Genomic DNA, 23905 nt, shown 5'->3' on the forward strand with positions numbered 1-23905 from the left:
CGCGGCATTCGTCATCCACTCAACGCTTAAAATAATCCCATTTGGCCGGTAACCAGGTTGGAAAAATCATCATGTAAAAACGGCAGAATGGCATCGGCCACCGGACGAAGCTGGCGTTCAACATAGTGAGTATAGTCCAGAGTTGAATGCCGGGTTTCCATGGGCTCCGGGCCGTTGAGCGTCATCACATAGCTGATCCAACCGCCGTTCTGATACTGAAGTGGACGACCTATCTGACGGTTATAGTCATCAGCAAGCCGGGCGGCGCGGACATGTGGCGGTACGTTTTTCTGGTGGTCGCTGAGCGGCCGACGCAGCCGTTTGCGGTAGAGCAGGAGATCGTCAAATTCGCCGTTCAGGTTTTTTTCGACATATTCCCGCAGCCAGGTTTGATAAGGCTGTTGGCGGAAAATACGCTCATAAAGCTGCTGCTGAAATTGCTGTGCCAGCGGTGTCCAATCGGGGCGTACCGTTTCCAGCCCTTTGTAAACGATTTTTTCCCCGTCAGGCGTCTGCGCCATACCAGCATAGCGCTTCTTGCTGCCCTGTTCCGTACCGCGAATGGTCGGCATTAGAAAGCGGCAATAGTGGGTTTCAAATTGCAGCTCGAGCGCGCTGGTCAGCCCTAGTGTTTGTTGCAGGTGGTTTTGCCACCAACGATTGACCAACTGTGCCAGATCGCGGCCGATCTCAATGGCTTTCTCGTTATCGTGCGCGCGTTTAAGCCAGACAAAGGTGGAGTCGGTATCGCCATAGATCACCTGATAACCTTGCGCCTCAATCAACGCGCGCGTTTGCTGCATGATCTCATGGCCGCGCAGCGTAATCGAGGAGGCAAGCCGTGGATCAAAGAAGTGGCAGCCGCTGGCACCCAGCACACCATAGAAAGCATTCATGATGATTTTCAGCGCCTGTGACAGCGGTTTGTTACCTGCGCGCTTGGCGGCATCACGCCCCTGCCAAATCTGCTCCACAATGGTGGGCAGGCAGTGTTGCTGGAGTGAGAACCAGGCACCGCGAAAGCCGGGCACTGACGCATCGCTATCCGGCTGCTGCATGCCGCAAACCAGCCCTACCGGGTCATAAGAAAAGTGCGGATGATAGAGGGATACAGGCTTTTATAATCGAGCACCAACACCGAGTCGTACAGCCCGGGCACTGAATCCATCACAAAGCCGCCGGGGCTTGCCTCCACGGCAACCTCTCCCTGATTGGGCGCAACGTAGCCGAGGCGGTGCATGCGCGGCAGATACAGGTGGCTAAATGCCGCGACCGACCCGCCGCTGCTATCTGCCGCCAATCCGGTGACGGTGGCGCGCTCCAGCAGGAATGGCATCAGATCGGTTTTTTCAAAAATGCGCGTGACCAGCTCGCAATCCTGAAGGTTATAGCGGGCGAGGGCAGGCTTGTCGTGCGCAAAACGCTGCTCAATCTCATCCATGCGCTGGTAGGGATTATCCGACAGTTTGCCTTCGCCCAGCAGCGTTTGGGACACATACTCCAGGCTAAACGAGGGAAAGTTCCAGGTGGCGGATTTTAAAGCCTCAATACCGTCTACGATCAGTCGTCCCGCCGTGCTGGCAAAGAAATGGCCCTGTTTGAAACCGTGCTCGCGCCACTCCAGTTCCTGATTACCGCGCCCTAAGCGCAGGGGAATGCGATAACGCTCGGCGTGTTTTTGCAGTACGCGCAGGTCAAACTGCACCAGATTCCAGCCGATGATGACATCAGGATCGTGCTGTGCAAACCAGGCGTTGAGCTTCTCCAGCAATTGCGGGCGACTGTTGACATATTCCAGCGCAAAGTCAGGCGCAGAGGGCGCTCCGGCCCCAGCATATACACCTGACGTTGCCCGCAGCCCTCAAGTCCGATGCAGTAAAGCTCACCGTGGCGGCTGGTTTCTATATCCAGCGACACCAGCCTTAACGTGGGGCGATAGTCAGGGCTGGGCTTCATTTGCGCCTGAACCACCGCGCCCGGCCCGGCGGCCTGGTCGCTGAACCACACCGGAGCCGTAATAAAACGCTCCATCAGATAGCGATCGGGTGGGCGGATATCCGCTTCATAGACGGTAATGCCCGCTTCCTGCAATCGCTTTTCTAACGCCAGCAGTTGGCGGTAATGGGAGCAATAGAGACCCAACAGCGGCTGATGGTGAAAATCCTTTAACGTTAAAGGACGCAGTGAAGGTTGCGTCTGTTTGCGGGGCGCTGTGGTATCGGCATTCAACAGCGCTTCGGCGCGCGCCTGTTGCTGAGCAGGAATGAAAGCCACCGCCTGTTGTGGTGGCAATGAGACCAACATTGGGCCGCTGTCGGTGGCCAGCCAGACATCAATCTGAATGCCTGTCGGGGTGTCATGCCAGTGTCGGGTAAGGATAAATCCCTGAGACGCCAGCGGCATGCTTGAATACCTCAGCCAAGAGAGAAGTATTAAGTATGGTTATTTATACAGTTACAGTCTAGCGTTATCTTTACACCGCGTTATCTTCACACGCTTGGGGCCAGCACGACGCGATTACGGTCTTCCTGTTTGGCGCGATAGAGCGCTTTATCGGCCAGCTTGAGTGCCTGGTCGATGGTGAAATCGCCGTTTTTACCCGCTAGCCACAGGGAAACACCGAGTGAGATGGTGATGTTTCCGGCAGGCGATGACATCTCCTCGGTGCTGGTACGCAGCCGTTCGGCAATCTGCTCAGCGATATCCTGCGAGGTTTCCGGTAGCAGTACTAAGAATTCCTCACCGCCGCTGCGGCACAAAATATCGCTGTCACGGGATCCTGCTCGCAGTTGCTCCGCAATAAACTTGATGACGGCATCGCCCGTATCGTGACCAAAGGTATCGTTAACACGCTTAAAGTGATCGATGTCCAGTGCGATAATGGCGAAATCCCGGTGCAGGGTCTGCCAATACTTTAGAATGGTATCCAGCCCGCGGCGGTTGTACAGGCCGGTCATTGGATCGGTTTGCGCTTCGAAGCGCAGCTTGCCAATCTTTTGCTGTAACAGGTTGATACCAATGAGCATGGCCTGCTTGAGCTGTGTGGCCTCAAAGTACCAGGACGAGATCTTGTCGATGTCCTCAGAGATGTCGTTGGCATCCATCTTATTGGCGCTGCGCGCCAGCAGCCACAACGGCTGGGCAATCAGACGAGCCAGCAGCCATACGCACAGAATGGTCAGCAGTGCCAATGGCAGCGTGTGACGCAGGACGTTGAGCATCAAGCCATCGAGTGGCTTAAGTGTCTCTAGCGTAGGCCGCAGCGCGACAACTTCCCAGCCTGTGGCCGGGACGATGGCAAAACCTGCCAGCATCTTTTCGCCGACGTAATTCACCATCTGTTGGCTGCCGTTAGTGGGGCCTTGATGGGGGACGATCAAATTGTTGGTTTCAGTTTGCCCTATACGCCCGTTGTCTTTGTGATAGAGCATGTGCCGCTGGCTGTCGGTAACATAGATATAGGGGCCGTCGCGGTAGTAGTGTTGTCCGAGTAACGTATTCAGAATGCTAGTTTTTTTAGATAGATCGAACCACCGACAAATCCCAGATAGCGCCCGGCGCGATCGAAAATGGGGCTGGATATCAGAACAATCAGGTTCTCAGCCGCAGAAACATAGGGCTGGCTGATCAACGGCACTCGCTCTTTAAGTGCGGCCAGTGCGCCTTCGGTTGTGAGCCTTTGCCCGATAAGCTGGAAAGTATCCGGTGAGGTGGCGCGCACCACACCTTTGGCATCAGCAACCAGTACCGAATTAAAACTGTGGGTTTGCAAACGCAGCCGATCGGCTTCTTGTACCAGGTTAACCGTGTCGCTAAAGTCTTCTGCAAGGATCGTGGCGCTGTAGGCCAACTGCTGCTGTGCATTTTCAAAAAAGGTCTGCGTTTCAGCGGTCAGTTTGCTGGCGTAAACCCGGTTTGATTCCAGCGTATTGGTAATCAACAATTCACGCTGCACGCGATAAGTTGCATAAAAGCTATTCGCAAGCGTGATCAGGGCGCCCATTACCGCCAATAGCAGGATTAAACGGCGTAATCCGACATGATGAAATACGCTAGAAGACATAAATCTGGACAAAGAGCCTGGCGAAAAGGTTATTCATGATAAGGGTTGTTGCCTATTATGTATACCTTCATCTTTTACCGGATAGCCGAATTATTGTCGTCTTGCTTTGCGGTTAACGCATTTCGGAAATGCAAGTCTGGGCGGATTTTTTTATTAAATATCTGTCAGATAGGAAATAATGAGAGTGGTATTAATCGGGTTATTGTCAGAAGAAGAGAAAATGATGCAAGTGCGTCATTTATCAGTAACAAACATAACACTTTTTGAACATGGCTAGAGATAAAAATAATATATACAAACACATACTTGTATTAAAAAAGTTATTACGTGGTTCCTCTCATTATTTTAATCATTCATGAATCCCTTCTATTTTTATTGTGATTTGAATCAAAATATTAAGCTATGCATTCGTCAGGTCTCCCGTAATATCTATATGCATAGCTAAAACGTTTTAATTAATGTTTAGCTTGCGGTTTACCAGGAGACAATCATGACAGCAAGAGTGTGGGTGCTGGGCGATGCAGTGGTGGATTTACTCCCTGAAGGCCAGGGCCGTTTGTTGCAGTGCCCCGGCGGTGCGCCTGCCAATGTGGCTGTGGGCATTGCGCGGTTGAAGGGACAAAGCAGTTTTATTGGCTGTGTGGGGGATGATCCCTTTGGCCACTTTATGAGACGGACATTACAGAATGAACAGGTTGATATCCGCTACCTGCGTTGCGATCCCGCGCACCGTACCTCAACCGTTGTTGTTGCCCTGGACGAACAGGGGGAACGTTTGTTCACCTTTATGGTACGCCCAAGCGCGGACCTGTTTCTGGAAACCGCGGATTTGCCCGTATTTCAGACCGGCGAATGGCTGCATGCCTGCTCGATAGCCTTGTCTGCCGAGCCATCGCGTACCGCAACCTATAGCGCGATGACGCGTATGCGTGCTCAAGGCGGTTTCGTCAGTTTCGATCCGAATATCCGTGAAGATCTCTGGCCAAACAAAATGTTACTGCGAGAGTGTCTGCGGCAGGCGCTGCCTCTGGCTGATGTTGTGAAGCTGTCGGAAGAGGAACGGTTGTTTATATCCGGCAGTGAGGACGTACAGCATAGTATGGCCAGGCTTGCGCAGGAAAATGGCATCAGACTGCTGTTGGTTACTCAGGGTAAGTCTGGCGTACTCGCGTGGTTTAACGGTGAAATTCACCATTATGCAGCGAGGCCGGTGGTGAGTGTGGACACCACGGGCGCTGGAGATGCTTTTGTCGCCGGGCTGCTGTGGGGATTGGCGGAACACGGTTTGCCACACGATGTTACTGAGCTTGCTAAACACCTTCGCTACGCACAGCTCTGCGGTGCGCTGGCAACCACAGCAAAAGGCGCAATGACTGTGCTGCCTTATCTTGGACAACTTCAGCAATCGCTCTCCTGAGGAACCTCGCATCTGATCGGCATTTTGCGACTTGCTTCACAATGACTAAACCGGTTTAGCCAATTAATGTACCGATACATATGCTTCCTTAGGGAGACAAAATAATGAAAAAAAGTACTCTTACCCTTACCCTCGGCTTGTTAATGGGCTCAGGTACTGCGATTGCTGATGCAGGCAAAAACAGTATTGAAGCGCGCCTGATGGCCCTGGAGCGGCGCCTTCAGGCTGCGGAACAGCGCGCGAGCATGGCGGAAAACCGGGCCGCAGCGGCAAAAACGCAGGGTGGCCCCTCGGTGACGCCTGCGGGGGAAACCGGCGGTCATGTCGGGCGCCTGGGTAACGAGCCGGATACCTACGTTGAATTAAACCTTGAACATAAACGGACGCTGGCGAGCGGTGCGACTACTCGTTTCAAGGTGATGCTGGCCGATGGGCAGCGCAGCTATTGGGCAGCACAGCTATAACGACTGGACCGCATCCAGCAGCGATCTCAATCTGCGTCAGGCGTTTACTGAACTTGGCCATTTGCCGACTTTCACGGGGGCGTTTAAAGACAGCACGGTGTGGGCGGGGAAATGCTTCGATCGCGATAACTTCGATATCCATTGGATTGATTCCGATGTGGTATTCCTCGCGGGGACCGGTGCCGGTATCTACGATATGCGCTGGGATGGTAACGCCCATAGCAATTTCTCTGTTTATGGCCGTACTTTCGGGGATATTGAGAACAGCGAGAATACGGCACAGAACTACATTCTCAGCTTTAATCATTTTCAGGGGCCGGTTCAACTGATGGTGAGCGGCATGCGCGCCAAGGATAACGATGCGCGGCGCGATGTGGATAACCATCTGGTGAAGGGCGATGCTGCCAACAACGGGGTCCACGCCCTGCTTGGGTTACACAATGAGAGTTTCTATGGTGTGCGCGAAAGCACATCCAAGACTGCGCTGCTGTATGGGCACGGGTTAGGGGCGGAGGTGAAATCGATCGGTTCTGACGGCGCGCTGTTGCCAGACGCGAATGCCTGGCGGCTGGCGAGCTACGGCATCACGCCTCTCGGCGGCGGCTGGCATATCGCGCCCGCGCTGCTGGCGCAAACCAGCAAGGATCGCTACGTCAAAGGGGATAGCTACGAGTGGGCAACGCTGAACCTGCGGCTGATTCAAGAAATCACCAGTAACTTTGAGATGCAATATGAGGGCAGCTATCAATATATGGATCTGCGGCCGCAGGGCTACAACAGTCGCAATGCGGTCAGCGGTAACTTCTACAAGCTTACTGTCGCACCGACGCTAAAAGCAGGAGACATTGGGGAATTCCTTAAACGTCCGGAGATTCGTCTGTTTGCTACCTGGATGGATTGGGATCACCGGCTGGATAATTATGCCAAAAGCGACAGTTTTGGCAGCAATGGCTTTGTCGCCGGTGGCGAGTGGAATTTCGGTGTACAGATGGAAACCTGGTTCTAATGACATCACCCTGGCGGAGGTCACTTCGCCAGGGGCACTGATAACGAAAATAACTAAAACACAGAGGTTGCTATGGACTTTGAACAGATTGCCCGATCATTGTTGCCGTTGCTGGGCGGAAAAGAGAACATTGCCAGCGCCGCTCACTGCGAGACGCACCTGCGTCTTGTCTTGGTGGAAGATGCCAAGGCGGATATTACTGCGATCGGTAAAGTGGATGGGGTTAAGGGGTGTTTTCGCAATGCCGGACAGTTGCAGGTTATTTTCGGTACCGGAATCGTTAACAAAGTCTATGCCGCGCTGATTCAGGTTGCGGGGATTGGCGAAACCAGCAAAGCGGATGCGGCAAACATCGCTGCGCGCAAACTGAATCCGCTACAGCGTATTGCTCGCTTACTGTCTAATATTTTTGTGCCGATTATCCCTGCAATCGTCGCATCCGGTTTGCTGATGGGCCTGCTCGGCATGGTGAAAACCTACGGGTGGGTGAGTGCGGATAATGCACTCTACATCATGCTGGACATGTGCAGTTCCGCCGCCTTCTGCCGATTTTAATCGGCTTCACCGCGGCGCGTGAGTTTGGTGGTAACCCCTATCTTGGTGCAACGCTGGGGGGCATTCTGACGCATCCCGCGCTCACTAATGCCTGGTGGGGTGTTGCGGCGGGTTTTCACACCATGAACTTCTTCGGCCTTGAAGTGGCGATGATCGGCTATCAGGGCACGGTCTTTCCGGTGCTGCTGGCGGTGTGTCCGGTGCTGCTGGCGGTGTGGTTTATGAGTATCGTGGAGCGGCAACTGCGCAGGGTGATTCCTGATGCGCTCGATCTTATCCTGACGCCTTTCCTCACGGTAATTATCTCCGGATTTATCGCCTTGCTGATCATCGGGCCCGCGGGCCGTGCGCTGGGAGATGGCATCTCATTTGTGCTCAGCAGCCTGATCGCGCACGCAGGTTGGTTGGTTGGATTGCTGTTCGGTGGGCTTTATTCCGCTATTGTTATTACGGGTGTGCACCACAGTTTCCATGCCATCGAAGCGGGGCTGCTCGGCAATCCGTCGATTGGCGTCAACTTTTTGCTGCCCATCTGGGCGATGGCCAATGTGGCGCAGGGCGGGGCCTGCCTGACGGTATAGTTTAAAACCCGGGACGTGAAGATCAAAGCGATTGCCTTGCCCTCTGCGTTTTCCGCTCTGTTGGGCATTACGGAGGCGGCAATTTTCGGTATCAATCTGCGCTTTGTGAAGCCGTTTATCACGGCATTGATTGGCGGTGCCTGGGTGGTCTCTGTGCATGTGTACATGACGGCAGTGGGATTAACCGGCATACCGGGTATGGCGATCGTACAGGACAATTCGTTGATTAATTATATCATCGGGATGATCATCGCTTTCGGTACGGCGTTTGTTGTTTCTTACTTACTCAAATACAAAACGGATTCAGAGTAATGACGCTACAACCTCTGCTGCCTGCCATTTTGCAGGCAGTGATGAAAGGTCAATCACGGGCTCAGCAAGACAGCCACTACCCCGGCTGGCATTTGGCCCCGGTGACCGGACTACTGAACGATCCCAATGGCTTTATTCACTTCCAGGGGCGTTATCACCTGTTTTATCAGTGGAATCCCCTTGGTTGCCAGCATGCAAATAAATGCTGGGGGCATTGGAGCTCGCCGGATCTGCTGCACTGGCAGCATGAGCCTATCGCGCTGATGCCGGATCGCGAGTACGACCGCAGTGGCTGTTATTCCGGTAGTGCGGTGGATAATCAAGGTGTACTGACACTATGCTATACCGGCAACGTCAAGTTTGATAACGGGGGGCGCACTGTCTGGCGGTGCAAAACGCCGAGGGTGGTTTCGACAAGCTGGGGCCGGTTATCCCACTGCCGGAAGGGTACACCGGCCATGTGAGCGATCCGAAAGTGTGGCATCACCAGCAGCATTGGTACATGGTGCTGGGCGCGCAGGACCACCAAAAACAGGGAAAGGTGTTGCTCCTGCGCTCTGACGATCTCATGCAGTGGCAACGGCTTGGTGAGATAGCCGGCAGTGGAATCGGTGGGCTTGGCGATGCCGGCTTTATGTGGGAATGCCCGGATCTATTCACTCTGGGTGAGAAAGATTTTCTGATTGTTTGCCCGCAGGGCGTGGCGCGTGAAGAAAAGCGTTTTCTCAACAGTTACCCAAGCGCCTATTTATGTGGTGAGCTTGATTACCATCGGGCCACTTACCGCCACGGTTCCTTGGTGGAGATGGACGCCGGATTCGAGTTTTATGCCCCGCAAACGGCGCTAAGCGCGGACGGACGACGCCTACTAGTGGGGTGGATGGGCGTGCCGGATGGCGAAGAGATGTCTCAACCCACTACCGCGCATGGCTGGATTCACCAGATGACCTGCGTGCGAGAGCTGTCGCAATGCAATGGCAAGCTTTACCAACGTCCGATACGCGAATTACAGGGATTGCGTGAGAATGAGCAAAACTGGCAAGGCGTTGCTGATGACGCCCCAGTGCTGGATGCACAGGCTCTGGAGCTGGGCAGTCAGGGACCGGTCATGCTCAATTTTGCGGATACGCTGATACTCACGTGGCAATCCGATGGTCTGCGTCTGGCCAGACTTAGCCGGGTAACCGGTGAGTAGCAATACCGCTACTGGCCGGGAGTGGTACGCGAACTGCACATCTTGTGCGATCGTTCCAGCGTAGAAATTTTCATCAATGGCGGGGAAGGCGTGATGAGCAGCCGCTATTTCCCCGCGCATCCCGCCACGCTGGTGTTGAGTGGCGCTACGAATCTGCGAGCGCGCTACTGGTCGTTGCGATCATGCATGGTAAAATGAGGGATTATTTTACTAACTGACGCACTGTTGTGAGAAAAACCAAACGCATCACCATTAGTGATATCGCCGCGCTGGCGGGAGTATCTAAAGCGACTGCCAGTCTGGTACTTAACGGGCGCGGCAAGAGTTGCGTGTCGCACAGGAAACTCGCGAACGCGTCCTTACCATTGCTCAGCAGCAGCATTATCAGCCCAGCATCCATGCGCGGCTGCTGCGTGATAACCGTAGCCATACGCTCGGGCTGGTGGTGCCGGAAATCACCAACTATGGTTTTGCCGTTTTCTCTCATGAACTGGAAAACTTGTGTCGAGAAGCAGGATTGCAGCTGCTTATCTCCTGCACCGATGAGAATCCCGGTCAGGAAACGGTTGTTGTCAACAATCTGGTTGCTCGTCAGGTGGATGGACTGATTGTGGCTGCCAGCATGCTGAGCGACAGCGATTATATCAAGCTCAATGAGCAACTGCCGGTGGTGCTGTTTGACAGGCATATGAATGACACAACGTTGCCGCTTGTGATCACCGATTCCATTACTCCCACGGCGCAATTGGTCGAGCGCATTGCGCGCCAGCATTCTGATGAATTTTATTTTCTCGGCGGGCAGTCTCGCTTGTCACCTACGCGCGATCGCTTGGAAGGGTTTCGGCAGGGGCTGACACGTGCCGGTGTGGAATTGAAACCGGAGTGGATTATTCACGGCAATGACCATCCCAGCAGCGGCTATGAAATGTTTGCTTCGCTGTGCGCGCGACTCGGCCGCCCGCCCAAAGCATTGTTTACCGCTGCCTGTGGTTTGCTGGAAGGGGTACTGCGCTACATGAGCCAGCATAACCTGCTCAATAGTGATATTCATCTGGCGAGTTTCGACGATCACTATCTGTATGATTCTCTGTCTATTCGTATCGATACTGTGCAGCAGGATTGCCGCCAACTGGCTTATCACTGCTTCGAAATGATCACGCAGTTGGTGAATGATGAAGAGCCTACCTCGTTGCAACGTTATTTGCCCGCAACCTTACAGTGGCGTCATGGAGCAGAAAATAAAAAATAGGGGTTAATGATAATTTTGCAGCATTAAAAATTTTAAAATGCGATGAATGCCGCCAGTGCTGAAATATAAACGTGATAATGAATTCGCACTGGCTCAGCGAGCATAGGCTTTGCAAATAAGAAAAATGTCTATGACCGCTAAAAAGGTTAATTGATTTTTAATAGAAAGTTATATTTCCACCGACTGCACTTTTAGCTGGCACGCACGAATCGAATTGGTGCAACGTACTTAACTGCGCTTTTTCAATTGTCCGCCATTCCTCATTCTTTCCCAAATTTTATCCATTTTTATCAATCAATTGATTGCCGAATTTTACTTCTGGCACATTTGTTGCTGATTCTTTCTCCGCTAACAGAATATATCCCTGTGGCACGCTAACTGATAGACGCACAGGGCCAACTCTCTGGCTCAATTCTACCAAAGGGACGTAATCTCTTATTACTGATGAGGCGATGATATGAATCACAAACTGGTCAAACTGACGGTAGCAGCATTGGTTTCCTCTGTCATGGGTGCCGCCAACGTGATGGCGGAAGAAATTAAAATCGGCGTAGTGTTACCGTTAAGCGGCCCGCTCAGCGGATATGGTCAGCCCTCTCAGAAAGGCGTTGAGCTGGTAAACAGAATGGAGCCGACGCTGAAAAATGGCGATACCATCAAACTGATCATCATTGATGACAAGAGCGACAAAGTAGAAGCGGCCAACGCCATGCAGCGTTTGATTTCAAGCGATAAAGTGGATGCGGTGATCGGTGAGGTGACCTCCACCAATACGCTGGCAATGACCAAAATGGCGGAAGATACCAAAACCCCTCTGGTTTCACCCACCGCCACCAACGACCGCATGACCCGTGGCCGTCAATATGTGAGCCGTGTGTGTTTTTCTGACAGCTTTCAGGGCATCGTCGGAGCCAATCTGGCATCGCGCGACCTGGGTGCCAAAACAGCGGCCATCATGTATGACAGCAGTAACGACTACTCCGTTGGCCTCTCCAAAGCCTTCCGCACCCAGTTCCTGAAAAATGGATGCAGCCATTTTCTTCCAACAGGTCGTTAACGGCATGAGTTTGGGCAGTATGTACGCGTTGATCGCCATCGGCTATACCATGGTGTATGGCGTGTTGCGTCTGATCAACTTTGCCCATGCCGATATCATGATGGTGGGGGCATTTCTTGCCCTGTTTGGTACCACCTATTTTGCGCTGCCCTTCGGGGCAGCTATTCTCTTTGCCGTGCTGTTTGGCGGCAGCCCGCGTTTCTTTGAAACGCCGCCGTTTTTCAACCGTACGATCACGCTGGGCAGCATCATCACCAACGTGGCCTGGATTGTGCCGCTGGTGACGCTGGTTTTGCTGGCCGGGATCTTATTTATTCTCTACCGCACACGACAAGGCATGGCTATCCGCGCCGTTGCCTTTGATGTAAACACCGTGCGCCTGATGGGGATCGATGCCAACCATATCATTGCGCTCGGCAGCTCACTGGCAGCACTCGGCGGGATCTTTTACGCCACCAGTTATCCGACTATCGATCCGCTGATGGGCGTGTTGATCGGCCTTAAAGCCTTTGCCGCAGCGGTACTCGGTGGGATCGGCAGTGTCACGGGGGCCGTGATCGGTGGCTTTATTCTGGGGTTTACCGAAGTGGTGGCCGTTGTCGCCGTGCCGGAACTGGGCGGCTATAAAGACGCTTTTGCATTTATGTTTTTGATTTTGGTTTTGCTATTCAGACCGGTCGGCATCATGGGCGACGAACGGCTGGAAAGGAGTCGCTTCTGATGAAAATGCCAGCCACGTCTCTCTCTCAGCTTTTTTGTTATGCAGCGCTGCTGGTTGTCAGTGTGTTGATACTGAGCGTTTTCCAGAACCTGTTTAACGACTACATCATTCGCATTATCTGCAACATCTTCATTTTTATGGTATTGGCGGTGAGCTACAACCTGATTAACGGAGTCACCGGGCAGCTCTCTCTGGAGCCAAACGGCTTTGTTGCCGTGGGTGCCTACGTGACCGAGATTTTGCTGTTAACGGCCGATGCTAAAACCAACATGTACGAAATGGCTACGCCCAGCCCGTTCATTTTGGCTATCCATACCTCATTTTTACCGGTGCTGTTGATTAGCGGGCTGTGTGCTGCCGTGCTGGCGGTATGTCTCTCGTTTCCGGTGTTCCGGGTGCGTGGTGACTATCTGGCCATTATGACCTTGGGGTTTGGTTTTATTATCAAAATTCTGGCGATCAATAATCCGCAAATCACCAATGGTGCCATTGGTATCAATGAGATCCCGCAGGCCAGCAATATGCTGTTCTGGTGCGGGCTGGTGGCACTGGTCGCCATCGTACTGGTGTTGCAGGTGGTGTATTTCAAATATGGCCGCGCCATGAAGGCGGTGCGTGATGATGAAGATGCGGCGATCGCCATGGGCATCAACACCTTCCGCATGAAAACCTATGCCTTTGCAACCAGTGCCTTTTTTGAAGGTATCGGCGGCGGGCTACTGGCGTCGTTGCTGACCATCATTTCTCCCGATCTGTTTGACTTCATGCTGACGTTCCAACTGCTGATCATCATCGTGCTGGGCGGTTTGGGCAGCACCACCGGTGCTATTCTCGGCACCATTATTGTGGTCGGTAGCGGTGAATGGCTGCGTTTCCTCGATCAGCCGCTCAACCTGTTCGGTCAGGATCTGGGCTCGCACCCGGACTTGCGTATGGTGGTGTTCTCACTGGTGTTGCTGATCATCATGCTGTTCGCCCGTGAAGGGTTACTGGGGAAACAGGAGATTTGGGAAATCAACAGGAAGCGCCGCCATGGAAAATAAAACGGTTCTCAACGTCGATAACATTGTGATGCAGTTTGGCGGACTGCGCGCGATTGATGGCGTCAGTTTCAGCGTCAACGAGGCCGAAATCTTTGGGCTTATCGGGCCGAACGGGACGGGTAAAACCACCATGTTCAACGTGATCACCTCAAACTACAAGCCGACCTCGGGCTGCGTCAGTTTAGGTGACACAACCATCACAGGGCTTAAGCCGAACGTGGTGGTCAACAAAGGGATTGCGCGCACGTTTCAAAATATCCGCCTGTTCGGTTCCATGACGGTGTTGGAGAACGTCTTGATCGGTTTCGATCGTGCGATTCACTACTCGTTTATCGAGGCGGCACTGCATATGGGGCGTTTCTTCTCCGCAGAACGTAAAGCTAAAGAAGAAGCGATGAAGATTCTGGAGTATATCGGCATCGCCCAGCATGCCAATGCGTTGGCCACTAACCTCAGCTACGGCAACCAGCGCAAGGTCGAGATCGCCCGTGCGCTGGCGACCTCACCGTCATTGCTGCTGGATGAGCCCGCTGCAGGCATGAACCCGAAAGAGACCAGCGAGTTGGCGCAGTTGATTTTCAAAATGTGCGATGACTTCAAACTGACGGTGCTGTTGATCGAACATGACATGTCGTTTGTCAACACGCTGTGTGAACGTGTCATGGTGCTGGACTACGGCAAACCTCTGTTTAGCGGGAAGACGCAGGAGGCTATCAACGACAAAGCGGTGATCGCTGCCTATCTGGGGGATATCGACTATGCTTAAGGCCGAAAATCTACAGGTGTTTTACGGGCTGATTCAGGGGCTGAAAGGCGTCGATATCGAGGTGAACAACAGCGAAATCGTTACGCTGATTGGCAGTAACGGCGCGGGTAAAACCTCGGCGCTGAGCGGCATCCTAAACATGGTGAAATCGTCGGGAACGGTGACTTTTCTTAACGAAGAGGTCACGCACAGTCAAACGCACCAAATTGTGCGCAAAGGATTGGCGCTGGTGCCGGAAGGGCGCAAGGTGTTTACCAACCTGACGATCGAAGAAAACCTGAAAATGGGGGCGTACAACAATCCGGTCAATTTCCATTATCTGTGCGAAAAGATGTACGCCCTGTTCCCTTGCTTAAAGGAACGTCGCCATCAGATGGCGGGCACCATGAGCGGCGGCGAACAGCAGATGCTGGCGTCCGGGCAGAACTGCTCCGCTTTGCCGATAGCGCGATCGTCAAAGCGCGTGCGTACCCAGCACGATAAGCAGATCTGACTGCTGCAAAATCAGGTTAGTGGAACGGGCAGCGTGCATGCCTAACATGCCGAGTGACAGCGGGTGATCCGTCGGCATGGCACCGAGCGCCATCAGCGTCATGGTGGTGGGCAGGTTGGCACGTTCGGCGAGTGCAATCGCCTGCTGATGATGCTACCGCCCAGATAGAGGATCGGGCGTTTGGCTGCATTGATCATCGCGGCTGCCTGCGCGATGGCTTGTGCATCAATGGCGGGCGTGAGATCGGGTTCTGCAATGGCAGGCAGCTCAGACAATTCGATCGTGGCGGTTTGAATATCTTTCGGAATATCGATCCACATCGGGCCCGGACGCCCTGATTGCGCGATGCGAAACGCGTCTGAAATCACGCGCGGCAGTTCGTTGATGTCCCGTACCAGATAGTTGTGCTTGGTTACGGGGATGGAAATGCCATAGGTATCCACTTCCTGAAAGGCATCGGTGCCGATCATGGTCGAGGAGACCTGACCGGTAATGCACACCAGAGGGATGGAATCGAGTTTCGCATCGGCAATCGCCGTGAGCAGGTTAGTGGCTCCCGGGCCGCTGGAGGCCAGACAAACGGCAGCTTTCCCACTGGCGCGCGCCATGCCCTGTGCGATAAATCCTGCCCCTTGCTCATGACGAGCGAGAATATGGCGAATGGTTTTGCTCTGCCCCAGCGCATCGTACAGCGGCAGTGCCGCACCGCCAGGAATGCCCGCTACCGTGGTGATGCCCTGCTGTTCCAACAGCCGGACGATCAACTGTGCTCCGGTATAACGCATAGTAATATCCTTCATCTGGGCCGGTGCGGTTGCGGAGCGGGGAGGTAAAAACGAAAAACCCCGCCGGCTTGCGCCGGCGGGGTTTGGGAATCGTGCTGTGATTCGGAACCCGTTACGGCGCGTCGCCGACGACCACCACCACGACCACGCGCACGACGACGACCGCGTCAACATGCGCGGTGTGTAGTAGTGCAGAAGTCATAGCAGCGGAGTGTCTCACGGGGATCCTGTCAATCAGTAAGTTAGTTAGCTATTTTAGTATAAGCACGGGCGTTGCAATAGGCGCGATACCCACAAGGAATAAAATCTGAAAATTTTATTCAGCTCACAGAATACCCGATGCTGAGTATCGAAACCGCGTGGACGATCAGTCACGCGCGCCACGGATACCCAGTATCCGCGCCGCTTCGCTGCTGCCGTCACACAGCGCCATTGTCGGGCCGTCGTAGGCGATTTTCCCCTCGACCAACAGCAGGCTGCGTGGGGCAATACGCGCCGCATCATCCAGATTGTGAGTGACCATCAGCAGCGTCAGCTGCTGTTTTTCGCACACCTTATCGACCAGCGTGAGCATATCCTGACGCAGCGCCGGGTCCAGCGCGGAGAACGGCTCATCCAGCAGCAGGATAGGGCGTTGACGCAGCAGGCAGCGCGCCAGTGCGGCGCGCTGGCGTTGACCGCCGGAAACCTGCGCGGGCAGGCGTTGCAACAAATCGCTTAAGCCCACATGTTCAGCAATCGCTTGTAATGCCTGACGCTGCGCCGCTGTGAGACGCAAACCGGGGTGCAGGCCAAGCGCAATATTTTGCTCCAGCGTCAGGTGCGGGAACAGGTTGTTTTCCTGAAACAGAATCGACACCGGACGCTCGGCGGGCGGCGTGTTACGGTGATCGTTGCCATTGAGCCACAGTTCGCCGCTGTCCGGTAATAAAAACCCGGCAATCAGACTGAGCAGTGTGCTTTTACCCGCACCGCTTGGCCCCAATAGGGCAACGCGTTCTCCCGCAGCGATGTTCACATCGAACTGCATGGGGGCCTGTTGATAGAGATAAGTGAGTTTATTCAACGACAGCATGTCGGTCCGCCCGTTTTTGCCACAGGGTCAATTTCTCCATCACGGTAAACAACGCGAAACAAAGCAGCATCAGTAACAGTGCAGTTACCGCGCCGTCTGCGCTGCGATAAGCGCCAATTTGTTGGTAAAGATAGAATGGTAGCGTGCGGAACTGCTCATTACCAAACAAGGCAATAATGCCGAAATCGCCTACCGAAAGCACGCAGGCAAACGCCATCGCTTGCGCAATCGGTTGTTGCAAGGCGCGCAGCTCTATCAGGCGCAGGCGATGCCAGCCGCGGATATCCAGAGACTGGCACAGGGGATTATAACGCTGTGCCACGTCGAGCATCGGGTTCTCCAGCACCTTGAGCGCATAGGGGATCGCCATCAGCGCGTTGGTGGTGACCACCAGCCCATACGGTGATGCCGGTAGCCCGATCGTATTGTTGAGAAAAAGGAAAAAACCGGTCGCCAGCACGATACCCGGCATCGCCAGAATCAGCAGGCCGCTGATGTCCATCAATTGCCCAGCCAGCCGCTGCCGCTGCTGACGCAGTTTCAGCTCACGGCTGCTCCACAGCAGCATCAGAGTCAATATCACGCAAAGCGCGCCTGCACCGAGCGCGATACGCAGGGATGTCCACAGCGTTTGCCACAGTGCGGGCTGTTTTAGCACCGTCAGCACCGCCGGGTTGAGGCCGTCCAGCACTACGGCCAGCAAGGGTGGCAGCAGCAATAACAGTGCTGCGAAGATAATCAATGTATCGCCCAGACATCCGCCCAGTGAATCCTGTGGGTTGCGCCAGCGCAATTGCTGGGTATTGCCAACGGCAAACCACGATCCGAGGCGTTGACTCAGCAACACCAAACCCAGACAGCAGCCCATCTGGATCAGCGCCAGTCCTGCGGCACGCGCCGGATCGTAATCAAAGCTCAATACCTGATAGATAGCCAGTTCGATAGTGGTGGCGCGCGGGCCGCCGCCGAGCGACATCACGGTGGCGAAACTGGAGAAGCAGAGCATGAAAATCAGTGCCGCACTGGGCAGGATCTGACGCTGCAGCCAGGGCCATTCAATGATACGAAAGGTTTGCCAGGCATTCATGCCCAGCTGTGCCGCTAACTGACGCTGTTCAGTGGAAATGGACTCCAATGCTTGCAACAGCAGGCGTGTCGCCAGTGGCAGATTAAAAAACACGTGGGCCAGCAGGATCCCTTGCAAGCCATAAGGGGAAAACGCGTAGTCGAAGCCGAGCGCGCTAAAGCCTTGTGCCAGCCAGCCCTGTCGCCCGTAAACGCGCAATATGCCAAATACCGCCACCAACACCGGTAACACTAGCGTCATGGCGCACAGGCGCAGCAGCCAGGTTCGGCCAGGAAAATGGCGGCGGTAGAGCGCACGCGCCAGCACAATGGCGGGCAGCGTGGAGAATACCGCCGAGAGAAATGCCTGCCAAAAGGTAAACCGCACCACGTACCACACATAGCTGTCACCCCACAGCGTTTGCCATGGGGTGTCAGGTGCCTGACGCCAAAGCGCGCCAAAAGCGAGCAGGGCAACACCGATCAGCAATGCTGCGGTGAACAGCCCCGGCCAGAGCCAGCGTGGGATCAGCGGCTGACGGCGCGTTGCCATGCCTGAATCCACTGCCCGCTCAGATCCGCCACTTCCTGTGCGCTAAAGAACAGCGCTTTTTCCGGGCGCGCCAACGACTGGAACCCTTCCGGCAATGCCACACCGGTGACCGGATACATCCAGTTGGTGGTCGGGATCAGGCTTTGGAACGTCGGGCTGAGGATAAACTGCATAAAGCGGTTCGCGAGTTCCGGCTGCTTGCTGGCGGTCAACTGCCCGGCAACCTCAACTTGCATATAGTGGCCTTCGCTGAACAGCGCCGCGGCGTAGTTATGCTTTTTCTCTTCGATAATGTGATAGGCAGGAGAGGCGGTGTAGCTCAGCACCATATCCGCTTCGCCCTTGAGGAACAGGCCGTAAGCTTCACTCCACCCTTTGGTGACGGTAACGGTTTTACGCGCCAGCTTTTGCCAGGCGTCGGGCGCCTTATCGCCATAGACCTTTTGCATCCACAGCAGCAGGCCCCGCCCCGGTGTACTGGTACGCGGGTCTTGATAAATCACCTTTAGCGGTTGCTCGCTGTTGATCAAGGCATCAAGACTGGCTGGCGGATTTTTCAGCGTGTCTTTGTTGTAGACGAATGCGAAGTAGCCGTAATCGTAAGGCAGGAACGTGGCATTATCCCAGCCTCCCGGCAGCGTTAACTCGCCTGTTTTCACATTGTGTGCAGTAAACAGCCCGGTATCCGATGCCGCTTTGAGCAGGTTGTTATCCGGCCCTAAGACGATATCAGCTTTGCTGTTTTTGCCTTCCATGCGCAAGCGGTTAAGCAGGGCAACGCCATCTTCCAGTGCGACGAAATTCAACTCGCAGTCGCACTCTTTTTCGAAGGCTTTTTTAATGGCCGGGCCGGGTCCCCATTCAGAAACGAAGGAATCATAGGTGTAAACGGTCAATGCAGGCTTGGCAATAGAGGAAGCAGAACCGAGCAGCAGGGCAGAGAGGCCGAGCACGGGAAGCAATAAACGGGATAATAGCGACTGTAACACTTTGCACTCCTGGGTGTATTAGGGTGGCAAAGGACTTTGAGGCAGGCGAATGCACTCTCAAATCCCTTCGCCGGTATTAACCGGATCAGGTTCGACGGGTATTTTCTCAGCATAAATACCGTGCGTTGACAATGCGATATCATCAACAAACGGCCTGCACCCCGTTGAGAACGTCATTATTGTAACGGATTTGTAGCATCAGGGAAAGTCAGCGTCGTGCTCCGGCGGCACAAACCAGGCGGATTTAAAGTCGAACCAGCCCAACATGTTCATGCGCACGCCGCGCACGCCGCGCATGCTGTGCTGCCTCTGCAACTGTAACCAGTGGTGAAACAGCGGGTGGATCTCACCGCTTTCAATCAGACGTTGGCTGAAGTCAGCGATAGAGAGCGTTTGACCGCGCCAGCGCTGCACATCTTCTTGTAACGAATCACTCAGGCAGTGACGCAGCAGCGGTAACTCATACAGCAGTGCGAACAGCGAGAACTCCAGTGGTGGGTAGCAATTGACGCTGCTTAGCCAGATGTCGCTTTCCGCCTCCCCCAGATACCATTGCTCGTAGTCGACTTTCTGTATATGCAGGGTAACGCCCTGCTGCGCCAGCAGGTCGTGCATTATCTCGCCAATGATGCGGTACTCTGGGTGCTCCTGATAAAACGTCAGCGTCACTTCAGTCAGTCCGGCGGGTTTGGGCTGTAGGTTGACGAGACGCTGGTGGTGCCAGCGTGGCAGCAGGCTGTATGCCGGTGACCAGTCATAGCGGCGCGTATTGTCGGTCTGGCTGAGCAGAGCAATGGGGTGGAAAACCTGACTGATCCAGCGGCGTACCTCGCTATTCGCGCTCTGTGCGGAGCGGGTATCAAACAGCAGGAAATAGCACCCTTCCTCCATGCGGCTTTCCAACTCGTCTCGCGTGGTCGTGTCGCTTTGTACCTGAATGGATACGGGCAGCTCTTCGGAGGCATCTGGCAGCACCCAGATATTGACCTCATCGATCAGCACCCGGTAGCCGAATAGTCATAAAAGGCTTTTATTTTCAATTGGATATAACTGTTTTTCTCCACCGCATAGGGACCGGTGCCGACAGGGTGGCGCGCAAAATCTGCCTGTACCTGCCAGTCGTGGGGCAGGATCATGGCATGTGCGCTGCCGAGCAGCCAAGGGAGCCAGCCATCGGGTTCGCTCAGTTCCACATCAATAACAAAGGGAATGGGAGAGGTCACGCGTGTGATATGTGAGAACAACGCCTGCGACGTCAAACGCATAATCGAGACGATAACATCCTTCATCATCAGTTCGCGTCCATCGTGGAACCGGATCGCCGGGCGTAGATAAAAGCGCCATTGTTGCTGTGTAATTTGTTGCCAGTGGTGGGCGAGGTCCGGTGCGATTTCCCCATTTTCCTCATTTATTTTGGTTAACCCGCTGAAGATCTGCCTGACGATATGCATCTCTGAACGTCGAAGCGCAGAACCGGGCAGCAGGTTGCGCAGTGGACGATAATAGAGTACGCGCAGCAGATGTTTGCCCTGGCGAAAACGGCGGCCCAAATGGGAAAGCAACATCTGGCGTACGGTCTCTTTATCGCCGATCAACTGGATCAGTTGTTCGACGCGATCCTGCTCCAGCAGGTCTTCAGCGCGCTGTTGTTGCAGCGTTAACCCGATATAGATAAAACTGAGGCGCGAGCGTTTGCCGCGTCCCGCTTCCGCCTGCCATAGCAGCCATCCCTCTTTCTGCATGGCCCCGAGCAGTGAACGGATATGACGGCGCGAGCAGCGTAATACCCCGGCTAACTCTTCGAGCGTGGTGTCCGTATCCTGTCCCTGAAAGCGCTGCCAGAGGCGTACAAATTGCTGTTGCAAACGTATTGAAGACATAAAAGAGGAACTCCGTGAGCCAAAGTCATCAATTTATCTTTCCCTATATTACGGCGATACTGCACAACAAGGAAAGCACGGAGGTGGCTGATGGCGATTTCACGGCTCAATCAATTTTACCGGCACTACTTCTTGCATTGCCCTGGCTGCTGGCTGAGGAGGATCAGTGCCCAGCAAAAGCTGGCGCTGTTACAGCAAGTGACACAGTGGCATACCGATGCGATGTCGGAAGAAGAGTACCGGCACTGGCTCTAGTGCTGTTCTGGTAGTAGAGAAACTTCTGAGTAATGGTGCTTTTCACCAGCCAGCGGCTTGCGCCGCTGGCATTTTTATTGCCCGTCAGTTGCGTTGCACGCCTTCCAGTGCCGCCAGCAACGCCTCTTTGGTCATGCGCACGCAGTACGCAGGTGTACCCCGTTCAAAACGCCATCCTTCAGCGAGCGCGCCAACGTCTACGGCATCAAAGCCAAAGGCCTCGTACAATTCACTGGCAATCTGCTTGCCTTGCGCATTATCCCCAGCCAATGGCAATGCCCGGCAGTTGGGGCTGCCTGCAGGCAGGCCGTCGCTTTCCAGTTGAGTCATCGGAATGGCATTGAACGCTTTGGTGATGATGGCGTCGGGTAAATGGCTTGCCAGCAGTTCGCTGGTGGTGGTTTGTGCACTGTCGAGTGCATCAACCTGGCCGCCACGCTCTGGGTAATAGGTAATAGTTGACGGCATCGAGCACCTGCTTGCCGGCCAGAAGTTCTGCAGGCAACTGATCGATTGCTGTCAGAGGAACGGCTATCACCAAACTGAACGGCCTCTTGCACCGTTCCTGCCTGGCAGCCCACCATGGAGCGGAAACTGAACAGCGTTTGCGGGCCGCGTGAGTTACTGAGCATCACCTGATGCCCAGTTTTAACCGCGAGCGTGGCAATCGTCCGCCCGACAAAGCCTGCGCCAATAATGCCTATTTTCATTCTGCTCTCCTGTTGAGTCATTCATCAAGAGGGAGCGTAATTCACCACGAAAATAAGATAAAATCACAAATGGCACATAAATAAACAACCAAACGGAGTGAATGATGGACCGGCTGACCAGCATGCACATCTTTGTTAAAGCCGCTGAGCTGGGCTCTTTTGCCGCGGTGGCAGATGTGTTGCACCTTTCTCCGCAAGGGGTGGCTAAGAATGTTGCCTGGCTAGAGGAGCGTCTGGGCGCACGATTGCTAAACCGGACTACGCGGCGTCAAAGTTTGACCGATATCAGACGCAGCTATTATGAACGCTGCAAGATAGTGTTGGCGGAAGCCGAAGCGGCAGATGCTATTGCGCTGGACATGAAAGCAACGCCGTCAGGGACGATTCGGGTCAATGCGCCTGTGACCTTTGGCGCTTATGCGCTGGCGCCCTTTATTACCCGTTATCTCGATCGTTATCCGGATACGCAGATCGAACTGACGCTCAACGATCGCATGGTCGATCCGATTGAGGAGGGTTTTGAAGTGATCGTGCGCATCGGTGAACTGGCCGACAGCTCGATGATCGCTTGGCCGTTAAGGCCGTATCGGCTGATTGCCTGCGCATCACCCGCCTATGTGGCGCGCGAAGGTTTTCCCGAGAAACCCAGCGATCTGGCGCATCACGCCTGTCTGGTGTATGGCGAGTGGACGCCCACCGTGCCGTGCCGCTGGTTGTTCTAGCGTGAAGGGCAAAGTGAAGAAGTCAGGCCAACCGGGCGGTTTCGTGCTAACGACTGGAAAGCGCTGTTGTATGCGGCAATAGAGGGCTACGGCGTCACATTGGGCCCCGCCGATGTGTTGGGCAAAGAGATTGAAGCTGGGCGTTTGGTTCAGGTGTTGCCGGAGTATCAAGGCCCAGCCCGCCCGATGCATGTGTTAGTGCCTGCGGCACGGCGGCAAACAGTCAAGATTCGTTGCTTTGTGGAGGCGCTAAGGGACGCTTTTGGCGAGCAGACCGGCCTTTAAAACAAAAGGCACCGCTCTACGGTGCCTTAGTTGTCGAACCTGTGTGGCTTAACGCAAAAACGCCGGTTGCTGCTGTTCGTAGCGCGCAATGGCATCCTCATGCTGCAACGTCAAGCCGATGCTGTCCAGCCCGTTGATCATGCAGTGACGGCGGAAGCTGTCGATCTCGAACGGGTATTTTTTCCCGCCGGCATCGACCGTCTGCGCTTCCAGATCCACCGTGAAGGTAATGCCTTCCGTTCCGTCGACCAGCTTGAACAGGTCGTCGATATCCGCTTCGCTCAGTTTTACCGGCAGCAACTGGTTGTTAAACGAGTTACCGTAGAAAATATCTGCGAAGCTTGGGGCGATAACCACGTGAAAACCGTAGTCGGTCAGTGCCCAGGGCGCATGCTCACGGGAAGAGCCACAGCCGAAGTTTTCTCGCGCCAGCAGGATAGTGGCGCCTTTGTAGCTCGGTTTATTCAGCACAAACTCCGGGTTGGGCTGCTGCCCTGCGTCATCCAGAAAACGCCAGTCGTGAAACAGATGTTGGCCGAAACCGGTGCGAGTGACCTTCTGCAAAAATTGCTTAGGGATTATCGCGTCAGTATCCACATTGGCGGCGTCCAGCGGCACGACCAGCCCGGTATGTTGGGTAAATTTAGCCATCAGGCGTCTCCTT

The 23905-nt window shown here is 54.3% G+C and carries 9 protein-coding genes, 12 pseudogenes and 1 riboswitch; of the genes and pseudogenes, 12 read left to right on the forward strand and 9 right to left on the reverse strand.

Going from position 1 to position 23905, the window contains the following annotated elements; genetic code table 11:
* Positions 1 to 26 precede the first annotated feature (26 nt).
* Positions 27 to 2403 (reverse strand): annotated as a pseudogene (locus tag ACMZI0_RS01905) (DNA polymerase II).
* 86 nt (positions 2404 to 2489) lie between these two features.
* Positions 2490 to 4063, reverse strand: a pseudogene (locus tag ACMZI0_RS01910) (sensor domain-containing diguanylate cyclase).
* Positions 4064 to 4553: 490 nt separating this feature from the next.
* Between ACMZI0_RS01910 and ACMZI0_RS01915 the strand changes: the two are divergent.
* The 10 genes and pseudogenes from ACMZI0_RS01915 to ACMZI0_RS01960 all read left to right on the forward strand — a co-directional run.
* On the forward strand, positions 4554 to 5480 hold the full coding sequence (locus ACMZI0_RS01915; protein ID WP_415671744.1) for an aminoimidazole riboside kinase: 927 nt from the start codon (positions 4554 to 4556) through the stop codon (positions 5478 to 5480).
* A gap of 104 nt (positions 5481 to 5584) precedes the next feature.
* Positions 5585 to 6950, forward strand: a pseudogene (locus tag ACMZI0_RS01920) (carbohydrate porin).
* Positions 6951 to 7022: 72 nt separating this feature from the next.
* A pseudogene (locus ACMZI0_RS01925) lies at positions 7023 to 8398 on the forward strand (sucrose-specific PTS transporter subunit IIBC).
* Positions 8398 to 9791: pseudogene (locus ACMZI0_RS01930) on the forward strand (sucrose-6-phosphate hydrolase). The pseudogenes ACMZI0_RS01925 and ACMZI0_RS01930 overlap by 1 nt, the downstream one beginning before the upstream one ends.
* A 29-nt stretch (positions 9792 to 9820) precedes the next feature.
* Positions 9821 to 10842: pseudogene (locus ACMZI0_RS01935) on the forward strand (substrate-binding domain-containing protein).
* Between the two features lie 508 nt (positions 10843 to 11350).
* A pseudogene (locus tag ACMZI0_RS01940) lies at positions 11351 to 11869 on the forward strand (ABC transporter substrate-binding protein); the annotation flags it as partial.
* Complete coding sequence (locus tag ACMZI0_RS01945; protein WP_415671745.1) at positions 11865 to 12620, forward strand: branched-chain amino acid ABC transporter permease; 756 nt, start codon at positions 11865 to 11867, stop codon at positions 12618 to 12620. The pseudogene ACMZI0_RS01940 and the gene ACMZI0_RS01945, both read left to right, overlap by 5 nt.
* The gene (locus tag ACMZI0_RS01950) at positions 12620 to 13663 is read left to right on the forward strand and encodes a branched-chain amino acid ABC transporter permease (RefSeq protein WP_415671746.1); all 1044 of its coding nucleotides are present in this window, start codon (positions 12620 to 12622) and stop codon (positions 13661 to 13663) included. The genes ACMZI0_RS01945 and ACMZI0_RS01950 overlap by 1 nt, the downstream gene beginning before the upstream one ends.
* Positions 13653 to 14429 (forward strand): ABC transporter ATP-binding protein, encoded by a 777-nt coding sequence (locus ACMZI0_RS01955; RefSeq protein WP_415671747.1) that lies wholly within the window; start codon positions 13653 to 13655, stop codon positions 14427 to 14429. The genes ACMZI0_RS01950 and ACMZI0_RS01955 overlap by 11 nt, the downstream gene beginning before the upstream one ends.
* A pseudogene (locus ACMZI0_RS01960) lies at positions 14422 to 14874 on the forward strand (ABC transporter ATP-binding protein); the annotation flags it as partial. The gene ACMZI0_RS01955 and the pseudogene ACMZI0_RS01960, both read left to right, overlap by 8 nt.
* On the opposite strand, the pseudogene ACMZI0_RS01965 reads toward ACMZI0_RS01960, so the two are convergent.
* The 5 genes and pseudogenes from ACMZI0_RS01965 to sgrR form a co-directional block, all read right to left on the reverse strand.
* Positions 14835 to 15707: pseudogene (locus tag ACMZI0_RS01965) on the reverse strand (thiamine pyrophosphate-binding protein); the annotation flags it as partial. The pseudogenes ACMZI0_RS01960 and ACMZI0_RS01965 sit on opposite strands and share 40 nt — an antisense overlap.
* 367 nt (positions 15708 to 16074) lie before the next feature.
* Positions 16075 to 16782: a thiamine ABC transporter ATP-binding protein ThiQ gene (gene thiQ / locus ACMZI0_RS01970; RefSeq protein WP_415671748.1), complete on the reverse strand. Its 708-nt coding sequence runs from the start codon at positions 16780 to 16782 to the stop codon at positions 16075 to 16077.
* On the reverse strand, positions 16766 to 18400 hold the full coding sequence (thiP, locus tag ACMZI0_RS01975; RefSeq protein ID WP_415671749.1) for a thiamine/thiamine pyrophosphate ABC transporter permease ThiP: 1635 nt from the start codon (positions 18398 to 18400) through the stop codon (positions 16766 to 16768). Before thiP ends, thiQ begins: the two co-directional genes overlap by 17 nt.
* A complete protein-coding gene (gene thiB / locus ACMZI0_RS01980; protein WP_415671793.1) occupies positions 18376 to 19353 on the reverse strand; it encodes a thiamine ABC transporter substrate binding subunit in 978 nt (325 codons plus the stop codon). The genes thiP and thiB overlap by 25 nt, the downstream gene beginning before the upstream one ends.
* Before the next feature lie 80 nt (positions 19354 to 19433).
* Positions 19434 to 19563: riboswitch (TPP riboswitch) on the reverse strand.
* A 24-nt stretch (positions 19564 to 19587) separates the two neighbouring features.
* A pseudogene (sgrR, locus tag ACMZI0_RS01985) lies at positions 19588 to 21269 on the reverse strand (HTH-type transcriptional regulator SgrR).
* A gap of 90 nt (positions 21270 to 21359) precedes the next feature.
* Between sgrR and sgrT the strand changes: the two are divergent.
* The gene (gene sgrT, locus ACMZI0_RS01990; protein WP_264651531.1) at positions 21360 to 21524 is read left to right on the forward strand and encodes a glucose uptake inhibitor SgrT; all 165 of its coding nucleotides are present in this window, start codon (positions 21360 to 21362) and stop codon (positions 21522 to 21524) included.
* Positions 21525 to 21608: 84 nt separating this feature from the next.
* Here the strand turns inward: sgrT and ACMZI0_RS01995 are convergent.
* Positions 21609 to 22234, reverse strand: a pseudogene (locus ACMZI0_RS01995) (NADPH-dependent F420 reductase).
* Positions 22235 to 22338: 104 nt separating this feature from the next.
* Here ACMZI0_RS01995 and ACMZI0_RS02000 point away from each other — a divergent pair.
* Positions 22339 to 23241 (forward strand): annotated as a pseudogene (locus ACMZI0_RS02000) (LysR family transcriptional regulator).
* Positions 23242 to 23289: 48 nt separating this feature from the next.
* Here ACMZI0_RS02000 and leuD read toward each other — a convergent pair.
* A complete protein-coding gene (gene leuD / locus ACMZI0_RS02005) occupies positions 23290 to 23892 on the reverse strand; it encodes a 3-isopropylmalate dehydratase small subunit (protein WP_415671750.1) in 603 nt (200 codons plus the stop codon).
* Positions 23893 to 23905: the final 13 nt, after the last annotated feature.

Source organism: Symbiopectobacterium sp. (assembly GCF_047692315.1).
GTDB lineage: Bacteria > Pseudomonadota > Gammaproteobacteria > Enterobacterales > Enterobacteriaceae > Symbiopectobacterium.

Coding starts and splice junctions, on each gene's coding strand:
- ACMZI0_RS01915 (WP_415671744.1), top strand. CDS start 4,554: ATGACAGCAAGAGTGTGGGTGCTGGGCGATGCAGTGGTGGATTTACTC.
- ACMZI0_RS01950 (WP_415671746.1), top strand. CDS start 12,620: ATGAAAATGCCAGCCACGTCTCTCTCTCAGCTTTTTTGTTATGCAGCG.
- thiQ (WP_415671748.1), bottom strand. CDS start 16,782: ATGCTGTCGTTGAATAAACTCACTTATCTCTATCAACAGGCCCCCATG.
- leuD (WP_415671750.1), bottom strand. CDS start 23,892: ATGGCTAAATTTACCCAACATACCGGGCTGGTCGTGCCGCTGGACGCC.
- sgrT (WP_264651531.1), top strand. CDS start 21,360: ATGGCGATTTCACGGCTCAATCAATTTTACCGGCACTACTTCTTGCAT.
- ACMZI0_RS01955 (WP_415671747.1), top strand. CDS start 13,653: ATGGAAAATAAAACGGTTCTCAACGTCGATAACATTGTGATGCAGTTT.
- ACMZI0_RS01945 (WP_415671745.1), top strand. CDS start 11,865: ATGGATGCAGCCATTTTCTTCCAACAGGTCGTTAACGGCATGAGTTTG.
- thiP (WP_415671749.1), bottom strand. CDS start 18,400: ATGGCAACGCGCCGTCAGCCGCTGATCCCACGCTGGCTCTGGCCGGGG.